The sequence below is a fragment of the Pseudomonas sp. SDO5591_S426 genome (assembly GCF_054070755.1).
The window spans coordinates 1-14,733 of sequence record NZ_JBSVXD010000037.1; the positions used below are offsets into that span (position 1 = coordinate 1).

General features: G+C 58.4%; 5 protein-coding genes. 2 read left to right on the forward strand and 3 right to left on the reverse strand.

Annotation, left to right across the window (positions count from 1 at the left end; genetic code table 11):
* Positions 1-61: 61 nt before the first annotated feature.
* Positions 62-2,359 (reverse strand): fatty acid cis/trans isomerase, encoded by a 2,298-nt coding sequence (locus tag ACW9JC_RS10585; protein ID WP_457454960.1) that lies wholly within the window; start codon positions 2,357-2,359, stop codon positions 62-64.
* 156 nt (positions 2,360-2,515) lie between these two features.
* Between ACW9JC_RS10585 and metH the strand changes: the two genes are divergently transcribed.
* Positions 2,516-6,226, forward strand: coding sequence for a methionine synthase (gene metH / locus ACW9JC_RS10590; RefSeq protein ID WP_457454961.1), 3,711 nt, complete (start codon positions 2,516-2,518; stop codon positions 6,224-6,226).
* A gap of 119 nt (positions 6,227-6,345) precedes the next feature.
* Here the strand turns inward: metH and ACW9JC_RS10595 are convergent, their stop codons facing one another.
* Positions 6,346-12,924: an NEL-type E3 ubiquitin ligase domain-containing protein gene (locus ACW9JC_RS10595; protein WP_457454962.1), complete on the reverse strand. Its 6,579-nt coding sequence runs from the start codon at positions 12,922-12,924 to the stop codon at positions 6,346-6,348.
* Positions 12,925-13,103: 179 nt separating this feature from the next.
* On the opposite strand from ACW9JC_RS10595, the gene ACW9JC_RS10600 reads away from it, so the two are divergent.
* On the forward strand, positions 13,104-13,322 hold the full coding sequence (locus ACW9JC_RS10600) for a DUF2970 domain-containing protein (protein ID WP_416126419.1): 219 nt from the start codon (positions 13,104-13,106) through the stop codon (positions 13,320-13,322).
* A gap of 6 nt (positions 13,323-13,328) precedes the next feature.
* On the opposite strand, the gene ACW9JC_RS10605 is transcribed toward ACW9JC_RS10600, so the two are convergent.
* Positions 13,329-14,414, reverse strand: a complete 1,086-nt coding sequence (locus tag ACW9JC_RS10605; protein ID WP_457454963.1) for an ABC transporter substrate-binding protein — start codon at positions 14,412-14,414, stop codon at positions 13,329-13,331.
* Positions 14,415-14,733: the final 319 nt, after the last annotated feature.

Here is a 14,733-nt window from a genome sequence, read left to right on the forward strand (position 1 = left end):
ATTTTGTTTTCAAGATCAAAAGATCGCAGCCTGCGGCAGCTCCTACGGGGATTAGCGTGTTTCAGAGATTCTCGTAGCGATTCATGTCCAGCACACCCTCTTCCACTGGCTCTGTCTCGTGGATGTAGCGGCTCAGATCATGAAAATACTGCCAGAACTGCGGATGACTGCGGCGGATCCCCCAACGTTCGACGATTTTCTCGAAACGGTTGGCGTCCTTGGCATTTTCCATCGCATCCACAAACGCCGGAACCTGATCAGCCGGGATGTTGAACATGAAGTTCGGGTAACTGCTGAGTACGCCGGGGAAAATGGTTAGGGTGTCCAGCCCCGGCTGATAACGCAGCGATTCGCCGAGCAGGAATGCCACGTTGCTGTGGGCGCGGTTGCGCAACAGGCTGTAGACCGCACGCTGTCCGCTCGCGGTTTCGATGCGCAGCATCGTCGCTTCCGGCAGTTGGTCGATAACTTTGAGCCCGGCAGCCGGTCGCGCCGTGAGCGTGCTCAAGGCTTGCTCGGCATTTTGCAGGTCTGGGTCGATGTTCGGTCGTGAACAATACGCGCCGTCGCAACGATTGATCGGATCAGGCTTGGCATTGAGCTCGCCATAACGCGCCAGCAATTGCATGGCGAAATCGCGCTTGGGGTCCTTCTCGTCCAGTTTCAGCGCGCTCGGCTTGTCATCGTCGATGGCTTCATAGTCCATCCACATCTTGAATTTGCCGCCGCTCTGGTACCAGTCATCGAGGTAATCGTCCCGCGAATCGGCCGGCATCAAGCGCAGGAAATTCTGCTCGGCACCATTGCGGATCAGGTCGAAATACAGGCGCGTCTGGGCTTGATGGGAGACGTTGCCGAACACGTCGAAATTCACCGCCAACTGATAATACGTGCGCTCCAGCAAGGGGTAGTCGAACAGCCACATGGTCTGCGGCACCTCGCCGATCAAGCCTTTGGTCACGGCGGCGCTGTCGAAATGCCGGAAGATGCTCAGCAGCGCATTGTCGTTTCCGGCCCACATCGTCGACCAGCTCGGTGCCGGCTCATCGGCGTAGCTGTCCCGGCGCAAGGCCTCGTATTCGTTACGTTTGTCGCGGTAATCGTGCCAGAGGGTCAGGACGCTGCCGACATCATCGTTTTGCCCCGGCATCGCCAGCAGCGGCGTGGCCTGGCCGCGATAGTTCGGGTCGGTGATGTAGAGATCGTGTTCCGGCGCCTGGAACATTGCCCAGAAGTTGTCGCGGATCACGTCCGTGGCGATCTGCCCCCGACACACCGGGCCGCGAATAAAGGTGCGCACGAAGTATTCGGCGTTATCGAGCATGAACTGGTAACGCGCCTGGGCCGGAATGGCTTCGAACGTGGAAAACGGATTGGCCCGGCGTTCAGGCCCATAACCCGGCAAGGCGGTGACCTGCCAGTTGCCGCTGTAGAACAGGCTTTTGACCCGGGCCATTTTTGCCGCGCTCAGCGGATAGGTGATGTGGGTCTTGTGCACGATCACACCCTGCACCGGCCACAAACGGTAATAGAACTGCACGCCCGGATCGTCGTTCGGGCGACGGGTGTTGATCACGTCGATGGGCTGGCCGGTCGGCGTGCGCGAACGCACCCACTGGAAGAAATGCCCCGGTTCGCCGTCCTTGAAATAGAGGTGCGCGAGGAACCAGTGCTCGAACAGCCAGCGCCCCACCAAGCTTTGCCGGGCGCCCGGCGCGTTGAGCAGATTCTCCCACTGCACCACCTGCAACGCTTCTTGTGCGCTCGGCGCCAGGCCTTGCTCGTCAATCGGCGCGCCAGAGGCCAGCCAGCGTTGCAGCGTCTGGTATTGCTGATCGGTCAGGCCGGTGACCGCCAGCGGCATGCCTTCCTTCGGATGGGCACTGGCGTAGCCGTCGAACTCGGCGGGCATGGCGCACATGTTGTTGCGGTTCAAGCCCAGGACGATGTCTTCGGGAAGCTTGGCGTTAGGCTGCAACGGCACGCTGTGGCCCAGCTCAAGCATTCGCGCCATCAGTGCCGCCTGGCTGCCCTGAGCATCGAGTACCGAATAGAAGCCCTTTTGCTGCCAGGCCTGCTTGCCGGAAGCGTCATAAAACAACCGGGTCGGCGCAACGGCCTGACTGCGGTCGCCGTCGTATACCGGAACTTTCGTTGCGCCACGTGCCGCACCTTCGCCGCTGCCCAGATTGAGCTGACAGGCGGCGTCGTTGCAGGCATGGCAGGCCACACACTTTTCGGTGAAGATCGGTTGAATATCGCGGGTGTAGGAGATTGCAGGGGAAACCGCCGGACTTTGCGCGGCCGCGCCCCAGCTTAAAAACATCAACACACTGCTGATGACGACGCGATACGACATGTCCCTGGTCCCGATCCTTTGAAAAACGCCGCGATTCTACCGGTCTGATGCTCGCACCAACATGAGCGATATTCATGAAAAACCCGAACATGCTCTAAAAGCGCACAGGTTTGCTATTATCTCGGCCCTTCGTCATGGCCTTACCGAGTAGTCCAAATGTCCGATCGCAGCGTTCGCCTTCAAGCTCTCAAGCACGCCCTTAAAGAGCGCATCCTGATTCTCGATGGCGGTATGGGCACGATGATCCAGAGCTACAAGCTCGAAGAGCAGGACTATCGTGGCAAACGCTTCGCCGACTGGCCGAGTGATGTCAAAGGCAACAACGACCTGTTGGTGCTGACGCGCCCGGACGTGATCGGTGGCATTGAAAAGGCTTACCTGGACGCCGGCGCCGACATTCTGGAAACCAACACCTTCAACGCCACTCAGATTTCCCTCGCCGATTACGGCATGCAAAGTCTGGCGTACGAATTAAACGTAGAAGGCGCGCGCCTTGCACGCAAGGTGGCCGACGCCAAGACCTTGGAAACCCCGGACAAGCCGCGCTTCGTCGCCGGCGTGCTCGGTCCGACCAGCCGCACTTGCTCGTTGTCGCCTGACGTCAATAACCCTGGCTACCGCAACGTGACCTTTGATGAGTTGGTGGAAAACTACACCGAATCCACCAAGGGCCTGATCGAGGGCGGCGCCGACCTGATCCTGATCGAAACCATCTTCGACACCCTCAACGCCAAAGCCGCGATCTTCGCCGTGCAAGGCGTGTTCGAAGAACTGGGCATCGAATTGCCGATCATGATTTCCGGCACCATCACCGATGCCTCCGGCCGTACCTTGTCCGGGCAGACCACCGAAGCCTTCTGGAACTCCGTGGCCCACGCCAAACCGATTTCGGTCGGCCTGAACTGCGCCCTCGGCGCCAGCGAACTGCGTCCGTACCTCGAAGAGCTGTCGAACAAGGCCAACACCCACGTTTCCGCGCACCCGAACGCCGGCCTGCCGAACGAATTCGGCGAGTACGACGAACTGCCGTCGCAAACCGCCAAGGTCATTGAAGAGTTCGCCCAAAGCGGCTTCCTCAACATCGTCGGCGGTTGCTGCGGCACCACGCCGGGCCACATCGAGGCCATCGCCAAAGCCGTGGCCGGTTATGCGCCGCGCGAGATTCCGGAGATTCCAAAGGCCTGCCGTCTCTCGGGCCTGGAACCGTTCACCATCGATCGCAGCTCGTTGTTCGTCAACGTCGGCGAGCGCACCAACATCACCGGTTCCGCCAAGTTCGCCCGCCTGATCCGTGAAGACAACTACACCGAAGCCCTGGAAGTCGCCCTGCAACAGGTCGAGGCCGGCGCCCAGGTGATCGACATCAACATGGACGAAGGGATGCTCGATTCGAAGAAGGCCATGGTGACCTTCCTCAATCTGATTGCCGGCGAACCGGACATCTCCCGCGTACCGATCATGATCGACTCCTCCAAATGGGAAGTGATCGAAGCCGGCCTGAAATGCATTCAGGGCAAGGGCATCGTCAACTCGATCAGCATGAAGGAAGGCGTCGAGCAGTTCATTCATCACGCCAAACTGTGCAAGCGCTACGGCGCCGCCGTGGTGGTGATGGCGTTCGACGAAGCCGGCCAGGCCGACACCGAAGCGCGCAAGAAAGAAATCTGCAAACGCTCCTACGACATTCTGGTCAACGAAGTCGGCTTCCCGCCTGAAGACATCATCTTCGACCCGAACATCTTCGCCGTGGCCACCGGTATCGAAGAACACAACAACTACGCTGTGGACTTCATCAATGCTTGTGCCTACATCCGCGATGAGCTGCCGTACGCGCTGACCTCGGGCGGCGTGTCCAACGTGTCGTTCTCGTTCCGTGGCAACAACCCGGTGCGCGAGGCCATTCACTCGGTGTTCCTGCTGTATGCGATCCGCAATGGCCTGACCATGGGTATCGTCAACGCCGGTCAATTGGAGATCTACGACCAGATCCCGGTGGAACTGCGCGACGCCGTCGAAGACGTGGTCCTCAACCGCACCCCGAACGGCACCGACGCCCTCCTCGCCATCGCCGACAAGTACAAGGGCGACGGCAGCGTCAAGGAAGCCGAAACAGAAGAGTGGCGTAACTGGGACGTCAACAAGCGCCTGGAACACGCACTGGTCAAAGGCATCACCACGCACATCGTCGAAGACACCGAAGAGTCCCGTCAGTCGTTCGCCCGCCCTATCGAAGTGATCGAAGGCCCGCTGATGTCCGGCATGAACATCGTTGGCGACCTGTTCGGCGCCGGCAAGATGTTCCTGCCGCAGGTGGTGAAATCCGCCCGCGTGATGAAGCAGGCCGTGGCGCACCTGATCCCGTTCATTGAACTGGAAAAAGGCGACAAGCCGGAAGCCAAGGGCAAGATTCTCATGGCCACGGTGAAAGGCGACGTGCACGACATTGGCAAGAACATCGTTGGCGTGGTGCTGGGTTGCAACGGCTACGACATCGTCGACCTCGGCGTGATGGTCCCGGCGGAAAAAATCCTCCAGGTGGCCAAGGAACAGAAGTGCGACATCATCGGCCTGTCCGGCCTGATTACCCCTTCGCTGGACGAAATGGTCCACGTGGCGCGCGAGATGCAGCGCCAGGACTTCCACCTGCCGTTGATGATCGGTGGTGCCACCACTTCCAAGGCGCACACGGCGGTGAAGATCGAACCCAAGTACAGCAACGATGCGGTGATCTACGTCACCGACGCCTCCCGCGCCGTGGGCGTGGCGACGCAGTTGCTGTCGAAGGAATTGAAACCGGCCTTCGTCGAGAAAACCCGCCTGGAATACATCGACGTTCGCGAGCGCACCGCCAACCGCAGCGCCCGCACCGAACGCCTGAGCTATGCCGCGTCGATCGCGAAAAAACCGCAGTTCGACTGGAGCACCTACGAGCCGGTCAAACCGACGTTCACCGGCACCAAAGTGCTGGATAACATCGACCTGAAAGTGCTGGCCGAATACATCGACTGGACGCCGTTCTTCATTTCCTGGGACCTGGCTGGCAAGTTCCCGCGCATCCTTCAGGACGAAGTGGTCGGTGAAGCGGCTACCGCGTTGTACGCCGACGCCCAGGAAATGCTCGCCAAACTGATCGACGAGAAACTGATCAGCGCCCGCGCGGTGTTCGGCTTCTGGCCGGCCAACCAGGTGCGCGACGACGACATCGAGCTGTACAGCGATGACGGCAAGCCATTGGCCAAGCTGCATCATCTGCGTCAGCAGATCATCAAGACCGACGGCAAGCCGAACTTCTCATTGGCCGACTTCGTTGCGCCGAAGGACAGCGAGCTCACCGACTACGTGGGTGGTTTCATCACCACCGCCGGCATCGGCGCCGAAGAAGTGGCCAAGGCCTATCAGGACGCTGGCGACGACTACAACTCGATCATGGTCAAGGCCCTGGCGGACCGTTTGGCCGAGGCCTGCGCCGAATGGCTGCACCAGCAAGTGCGTAAAGAGCATTGGGGCTACGCCAAGGATGAAACCCTGGACAATGAGGCGCTGATCAAAGAGCAATACAGCGGTATCCGTCCGGCCCCCGGCTACCCGGCCTGCCCGGACCACACCGAAAAAGCCCAGTTGTTCGCCCTGCTCGATCCCGAAGCCGCCGAAATGCGTGCCGGCCGCAGCGGCGTGTTCCTCACCGAACATTACGCGATGTTCCCGGCGGCGGCTGTCAGCGGTTGGTATTTCGCTCACCCGCAGGCGCAATACTTCGCCGTGGGCAAGATCGACAAGGACCAGGTGCAGAGCTACACCTCGCGTAAAGGCCAGGAGTTGAGCGTGACCGAACGCTGGCTGGCGCCGAACCTTGGTTACGACGACTGAGGGTTCCCTGTAGGAGCGAGCCTGCTCGCGATGGACTCAAGAGCGCCGTGTTTAACCAGCAAACACGCGTTATCGTTAACGACCATCGCGAGCAGGCTCGTTCCTACAGGTAAAGCGGTTTAACTGTTTGAGCCACCCGCAAACTCCGCGACCTCCTGTCGGGACAACGCGATCATCTTCGCGTTGCGCGCCGCCGCCTGTTCGAAAAGCTGGCTCAAGAAGGCAGCTTCATCGGCGTTGTCCACCTCCTCCTGAACATCCATCTCATCAAGTGCCTGGAAGACCTCAGGGTATTTCTCCTTGAGATAATTCACCCAGTAGTCGCGCTGGATCAGGTCTTCAAGAAAGGTGTCGGAACGTTCTGCATTGAGGATTTCAGTGCGCATTTCCGCCATTTGCCGAGGCGTGACGCCCGAGGCATAGGTCATGTGTTTCGGTTGCCCTGGCAGGCTCAGGCCATCATCCCATCCATTCGTCAGGCCGATTCGATAACCCAGGCGTACCTCAGCCTCATCCTGACCAGTACGAGTGGCCTTTGTGGCCAGCTCATCCACTTTGTCCAGACGAAACAACTGCCGGGACAATTTCAACAGTGCTTCACCCTTCACGCTCAGACCTCCAACAGGAATATCGAGCAAGGCATTGTGGGTGAACACTTTGCTTTCCAGCCCGCTGAACGTCAGGATCCGACCGTCGACACAGGTACCATGGGTCGCGGAACTGGCGAACAACACCTCACGCAGTTCGGTGTTGCTGGCGGCGGCGTCCATGACTGTCCACACTCTCCGGGTCAGGTCGGCATTCGCCACTCTGAACTCTTGGGTATCCTGCAATCGGGCAATCAAATGGAAGAACGCCGCGTTGTCCGGTTCCGCCGCCAGTTGATTCCATATCTCGCTTTTACCGGCCAATTCCTCGGGGGGCGCATTGGCTAACCAAGGCTCCTTTTGCGCGGCGTCAGGCTCGTTTTCAGTGAGTTCTTCATCAGATTCGATGGTTTCGCTGTCCTCTTCGTCGAAACCATGGGCATCATCAATCAACTCATCCAGATCAGCGCGCGTGAACCCCAGAACGGTCTCGTGTAGCCCCTGTTCACGATAAGTCCTCAGCCGCTCAAGGCTCTCCAGCGACAGGTTGTAGTTGTCGCTCAGATCGATACCGCCCAGCAGCACTTCGTGGCTGCCATCCAGAGCTTGTTCAGGAATCGATGTGATGTCATTGCCACTGAGGTTCAACGTTCTGAGCCGATAGGAGTCGAGCACACCGTCCGGCCATTCGGTCAGATTGTTGTTGCGCAGATCGAGCGTCTCCAGCGCTTCAAAAGAACCGACATCAAAGGTATCCAGTTCGTTGTGGCCCAGGTCCAGCCATTTCAACCGTTCCAGATGACCCAGCGAGGCATACAGTTGCTCGTTATCGCGTACAAGATTCGAGGACATTTCGAGCCGTTCCAGCTTACTCATTTGTTGAACCGGGTCAGGCACGCGATCCAGTCCATTGCCATTGAGTTCCAGCGTTTTCAGTTGCGTAAATGCCCTGAGGAACCCATCTGAACCTTGAGCGGTAAGTTTTAAACCCGTCAGGTTCAAAGTACCCACATGGTCGAACGCTACCGGCAGCTCGGGCAGATCATCCAGTTGCAAACCATTCAGATCCAACACGCCATCCGAACTGCCGGCGGTGCGGATCAAACCCTCGCGCCAGCACTCAAGGATTCGTAAAGCACCCAGCCTGCGAGTGCCCGAAGGCGCCATCCAGCCAATGCTTTCCATGCCTCGCGTGTACAGCCAGCCATTCAATCGACGGGTGAGCATTTCAAAGGTTTGCTCCCATTCGGCAAGTCGCTCACTGAGCTGCACCTCCGTCAAACCAATCGCGCGCATCTGTGCGATCACCTGCACGGCGGCTTCATCGGCGAGGTCAGGTTTCAGACGTTGCAGGCGATTAGTCAATACCGCAGGCCCCTCTCCCACCGGGACTTCTGTCAACGGCAGCAAATGACGAGCGATCGATCCCCCGCTCTCGGACGGCGGAAAAACCGTCGGCACCTCTTCCAGATCAAACCGCTCGAGGGTCCCGAGTGGCAACCCTTTGGCGAGCTCCACACGCTGTCGGGCGAGTTTTAGCGTTGCGATGGATTGCACGGTCAACGGCGTGCCGATCAAATTGGTCTTGAGCAGCATGTCATCCGCAAGCTGCTCGGGCAGCTCACTGAGCTGACTGTCACGCAGATCCAGCCAGGTCAGTTCTGGCAAGTTTTGCGAGCCTATTGGCCATTGATGCAGATTCGTGCCGCGCAGACTCAAGGCTTTGAGGCGAGTCAATGCACTGACGTCCAACGATTGCAGCGGATTGTTACGCAGGTCCAGGTATTCGAGAGCCTGCAACCCCTCAATATATTGTGGAGCTGCTGAACCGGCTCCAATGTTGTTGTCGGAAAGGTTCAGATGAATCAATTGCCCCAGCTCACCGGGCGCTATCGGCACCTCAGTCAAACCATTGCGGCTCAAGTCGAGCCTTTGAAGTTCGGTGAACCCAGCGACGAAGCCGCGAATCTGTTCTACCGGCGCTTTACTGCCTTTCAAATACAGCGTCTGCACATGCGGAAAAGCACCGGCCGGCAGCTCGGGAAGTTCACTGAGCTCCAGATTCGGCAAATTGAGCACCGAGGCATCACCTGTCGAGCCATAACGTTTGAAGACCCCATTGCGCCAGCAGTCTTTCAGGGAGTTTTTCGCCCACGAACGGCCCATCATCTCCTTTATCATTGGCGTCTGTATCGCACGACTGGACCAGGCATCGAGTTGTCGGTCGAGCACGCTGTATTGCTCACTCAAGGTTTCAACAGCCGCAAACCTGGCCTCGGCACCCTGCCATTGCTCGGCAAACTGATTGAACACGCCGTCGAAAGAGTCGTTGATACCGTTGCCAAGACGTTTTAACTCACCCTTGCTGTAGCCCCTGACCATTTCCTCCAGATCAACAAGGTGCGCAGGATGATTCTTGACGTACTCATACGCCGGCTTGAAGTTTTCCCGCATGAAGTTTGACCATTCCAGTGACAATCCGGACCAGAGTCTTTCATGCCCTTCGAAAATGCTTTCCGGCAATGTTCTGATCCCTGTCCCTTTCAAGCTCAAACGCTCAAGACGCGGCAGTTCAAGAACCCCGGCAGGCCATTCGAACATTGAAGAGGCAACGACCTCCAGGCTACGCAATTTGTGCAACCGGGAGACATCCAGGGCCAGCGGCGCGTAACTGGCGGAAGAAACCGTGAGGTCTTCAAGCCCCGTCAACGCATTCAACCTCGACGGCATATCCACCGCGTATGAAGTCGCTGAGAACAGGCTCAGGTCCCTGAGGTCGCGCATTTCGCTCAATGCTTCGGGAACGTTGCTGAACTCGTTGCCTGTGGCATTGATTCGCAGCCGTTTAAGCTTTGGAAACCTCGTCAAAAGGGCATCGGCGTTGGCGTCAGTGATGCATTGGCCCCGGACATTCAGATCACGTACATGGGAAAAATCCGCCGACAACTGAGGTATCGGGTCATGGCAGACCAAATCCAGCAACCTGAAACGGGAGTGTTCCCCGGCCAACGGCGAATTGCGCCAGCTTTGTTTGATGTTATGCGCGACCGAGCTCCTGCTCCCCAGCATCGACTGCAAAATGGACTCCGGCACCGGCTCGCCAACCCAGTGATCGAGCGTCGATTCCAGTACTTCCCACTCACGCAGGCGCGCCTGCAAAAGGCTGTAAATCTGTGCGTCGGTTTTCCCTGCCCGCAACTGCGCCAGAATAAATCCGCTGGCTTGCTGATCGGTGAGCGCCGGATACACATCCTGCACCCGGGTCACCAGCGAAGGACTAAAACCCTGCCCCCGCCCGCTGGCGTAGTAACCCACCCTGCCTTCGGTCACCCGTACCGGTGGTTTGAACGACTTGCGGTTACCGGCGCGCTCCGCCAACAGGCGTGACAACGTCGCCCGATGTTCGATGGCCGATTCAATGACGGCCTGCTGTAGATTGGCACCCTGACTGACATGGGGAACGCCCAGTGCCTGACGGGATTCATCGGGCAAGGCGTGCATGATCGAGGCAAAAAAGTTGTCGCCGCTGGCCGGCACACCATTGAGCGCTTCGCCACGCTCATCAAATGCCTGATAGGAAGGTCCCTGTTTCACGACGTACTTGTGACGGGTGGCTGATTCGCTGCCGATGCCATCGATGAGTGGACCGTTGATATGGCCGTCGCGAACCTCCAGACGTACCTCGCCGGACCATCCCGGCAACTTTTCCAGGGCATGCAGGGCGAACAACCGACTGTCTGCGGACGTCATGTTTCCCATCTGCAAGTCGAGGAAAGCGCGCGCCTCACGCCCCTGCTGAGTGTACCAACGGGCCTCTTCCAGCATCCTCAACGGTATTCGGCGTGTTGCTTTCAGACGTGACAACTCTTCGGCATTAGCGTCCAGCAAAACCCTCCGGGCAGCGGCATTACTCAGCCCCGGGCTGGCACGCCGCAACTTTTCGGCCAACTCTCCACCGATGCCAGGCTCGCCTTCGAATAACCGCAAGGCGTCCGCCAGTGCTGGTGGTGGCGGCAGATTGTCCATGTGCATCTTGCGCAAGGCGTTGTCTTCGACGCCACAGGCCTCGGCGATGTCGAGCAACTGCTCATCGGAGAAGCCCTCGGTGATGTGGCCGATGCGCCGCAGCAGCGTCAGGCGATCCCATGTTCGCGGGCGCTCCAGCGTATGGCGCCAGGCGCCGTGCCCGTTGTGTTCGAGGATCGGCTGCCAGGCGTGTTTGTCCGTCGGATGCCGAATGCGCCATTTCTCCAGCGATGGGTCAAAGGTTGTTTCATAGACCTTGCCGCTCTGCCGGATAAAGGTTTTGTCATTGACCGGATGCTGTCCGAGCTCATCAGGCATTGAATGGCGATCCAGCGCGATATTGCTTTCGTAGGCGCTAAGGTCAGGTTTCCATAACCGGGCTTCACCATCGGCACGCTTGACCGGCTCCAGGCGTTCGATCACCGCTTCAGGTTTCACCGCCGTCAACTTGGCCAACCCTTTACCGCCACCGGCCATCACCGCGATCAGTGCCAGATTCTCGGCTACATCGACCAGATGCCCCTTGGCGGCGATGCGATCGCCCTCACTCCATTCGATCGTGCCCTCGAACGATTCGTACAGCAGTTGACCGGCCATCACCGTCAGCATGATCTCGCCCAGGACCGGCACGAACATCGACACCATGTTCAGCCCCAGCATGCCGATTTCCAGCAGGTGATTGAGCTTTTCTGCCCGCACCCTGGCGTCGACGTCAGCCGTGGTCACCGCATGACTGCGTGCATCGGCGATCACCTTGGCGCGGTTTTGTTCGTAGAGATAAGTCCACAGATCAGTGTTGGCGGACCAGATACCGTCCACGCCTTCGCGAGTGATCCCGAAAGGATTGAGGTAGGGATCGTCGACCGGCTCACGTTTACCCGGCCGTTCGGGTGGCAGCTCTTTGATGTGCGCTGCCGTTGAAAGCGGCGGTATGTATTGGACGACCTTCATCCAAAACGAATGCAAAGGATCGGCAGGAGAGTCGGCGGCTTTGCGGGTGAACTGGCTGAAGTAATAAGGACGGTCGGCGTAGGCCACGAACTGGCTGAAAAAACGCTGGTGAGCCGTCGGCCCGTCATCGGGGGCAGGCGATGCATCACGGCCGGTGAACTGCCGCTTGAACTCTTCACGCATCTGCTCGGAGGTGTAGCGCTTGAGCGGGTGTTCCGGGTCATGGGGAATGTAGACGATGAAGTCACTGGTGTAGCGATACTGTTCACTGATGCTGAACACCACGCAGCCTGTCATCCGGCGCTTCATCAAATTCAAGTCACGAAACCAGACGGACTTGTTACCGACCTTGGGATGAATTTCGCCCTCAGTGACCGAGAGGATCATTTTGTAGTCTTCGGGCTCGATGTCCTTTTTCAGCAGGGCCAGTTCGGCTGCGGCCCGCATTGCCGCTTTCTGACTGGCAATGAATTGATCGCGAAGTGGCGTTTGTTTTTGCGCATTCGCTGACTGGAAAAAAGCCTGTATGTGTTGTTGATACTGCGTGCCGATATCCAGCTTGCGACACAGGGACAGGAACTCCCTGACTGTCATATCGAAGGTAGCAACCTGGAACGTGCCCGGAGTCGATGTCTCGACAACAAACCCGGACTTGCGATGAAAGGCACCCTCCTCACACTCGGATGCTTCGAAGTTATGCAGCGCCGCCTGCAACAACGAAAGCTTCAGCACCTCGAACGATGAAACTTCTATTTCAAACACGCCCACCTCCAGCGGGCGCCTGAGACAGACTTGGGTTTTATTGACGTCTACTTCAACGCCAAAACGTTCCTTCAAGGCTTTGGTGAGTATCGGTTCGGCAAAAGTGTCGATGTCTTGCAGCGATGACATCGTCTTGTCCAGTCGGGACTGCGCAGCAAAACTGGCGTTGAAACTGTCCTTGAGTGTCTGCTGTTGCCCGGTTGACGCCCGCTGATACCAGTCCGGTGCACGCGTGCCGGTGTCCTTGATTTCGGCCCGTCTTTGCGGCGTGGCATTGATCAGCCATTGGGGCGTCAGTTGTTCCAGTAGCTCACTGTGAATGCTGCTTTGGCCTGGAAGCGGCCGGGACGAAGTCGGCGGATGGTTAGGCATATTGTCTCTCCAGAAAAGTGGATCGACAGGACACCATCTCGCCAAGCCGCAACTGCGGTAGATAGTTATCGCATTGAGAAAAACCGGTAACGAATTGCGTCGATCCGCAGGCAGGTTCAGCACAACAGGATTCGTCGTATTGGCTATGCTTTGAGGACTTATTTCCAGGCGAGGGATATATGGACGATCCAGTCGACAACAAGCCGCCGACGTTCTGGCAGATGCTGCACAGCGTCATGGCCGCGGCATTCGGCGTGCAGAGCGGGAAGAATCGCGCGCGGGATTTCACCCACGGCAAGCCGAGTCATTTCGTGATTCTGGGGATCGGCTTCACAGCCGTGTTTGCGCTGGCGCTGTTCGGCATCGTCAAACTGGTGCTGTATCTGGCGGGGATTTGAAGCGGCTCAGTGCATCAGGGTTTGCAGGGTGAACGGGTAACGCCAGGACGTCGGTCGCCCTTTTGCCGAGAGCTTGTGAAAATCCACACCGAAATCCTGCTTGGCGCCCATCGCCAGCAGGCGCTTGGCTTGTGCCCGGTCAATCAACTGCAACAACGGAATCTGCCGGTCGCGACCGCCGTACTGGCTGATGTCTACACCTTCGTCGTAGTCGTGTAGTTGCACCAACGCCCAGCCGCCCAGGCTGAAATGCCCGCCGAGCAGCACGCTCAAGCGGTTGTCCAGCAACGCCTGCAATGCTGCGGGCGAGTTGTTGATGGTGCCGAACAGCGCATCCTTGCCGGGTTTGCCGCCAGACTCTTCAAAGGCGCGCATGACACCAAAACCCATTTCGTCATTGGCGGACCACACCAGCGAGGTTTGCGGGTAGCGTTTGAACAGGACCTTGGCCTGTTCGTAGGCGCGCTCCCGGGTCCAGCCGCCGTACACCATCTGACGCAAACGCACTTCAGGATGCTCGGCCAATGCCCGGCGCATGCCTTTTTCGCGCAACTGCGCGGACGGCGTGATTTTCAGCCCCGAGAATGCCAGCAGGTCGATGGACTGACCGGGAGCCACCGGACGGTGCAACCGGATCAGTTCCTTGAGCATCAGGTAGCCGCCCTCCTCGTCGTTGGGCACCAGGCTGCCGACCCAATCGGGGTATTTGTCGGGCCGGGCACCGAGCAATCGCATCTGGTCCGGGGTCAGGGCGTTGTTGACGATAAACAGCTTCACCCCGCTGCCTTGGGCCAGGCGCAGGATTTCCGGGGCGATGTATTGCTCGTTGACGAACACCAAGTAGTCAGGCCGCTTGGGCCCTTGCAGCGCATCGCGCGCCTGTTTGATGGTGATGTCGGAGTTGCGGTCGGAATATTCAATGTGCAACTCCATGCCCAGGTCCTTTGCGGCCGCCTGCATGAATTGCGAGTAACTGACCCAGAAAGCTTCTCGGGTGGTTCCTGGATTAAGGAACAGCACCGACGCCGCCTGAGCGCAAGGTCCCACGACCGTACCCAGCGTCAGCAATACGCCACACAGAAACTTCAACATTTGTCGTCCGAGCCCCCGGAAATTCGCCGCGCATTATAGCCAGCGAACGCCCGCAAAACGGCGTTTATTCCGGTTTTTGTCCGACAATCGTCGGAACGAGGCCCGGACGGGGTCGCTTATTGGTGACTGACCCAAAATACCGCAGTGCCGACGACCAGAATGATCAGGAACAGAATCGCCCAGGCATCGACCGTGCTATCGCTTTTCCTTGCTTTGGTTGGGTTGCTCATTGCATCGCCTCTTGTCGGTTTTATCGGTGATTGCATAAAGACTCGACCACAGTTAAGACGATGATTGTCCGCACGACAAATGTGGGTTA

Bases quoted from the DNA above. Each gene is read 5' to 3' on its own strand.
- metH (WP_457454961.1), top strand. From the start codon at position 2,516: ATGTCCGATCGCAGCGTTCGCCTTCAAGCTCTCAAGCACGCCCTTAAA.
- ACW9JC_RS10595 (WP_457454962.1), bottom strand. From the start codon at position 12,924: ATGCCTAACCATCCGCCGACTTCGTCCCGGCCGCTTCCAGGCCAAAGC.
- ACW9JC_RS10605 (WP_457454963.1), bottom strand. From the start codon at position 14,414: ATGTTGAAGTTTCTGTGTGGCGTATTGCTGACGCTGGGTACGGTCGTG.
- ACW9JC_RS10585 (WP_457454960.1), bottom strand. From the start codon at position 2,359: ATGTCGTATCGCGTCGTCATCAGCAGTGTGTTGATGTTTTTAAGCTGG.
- ACW9JC_RS10600 (WP_416126419.1), top strand. From the start codon at position 13,104: ATGGACGATCCAGTCGACAACAAGCCGCCGACGTTCTGGCAGATGCTG.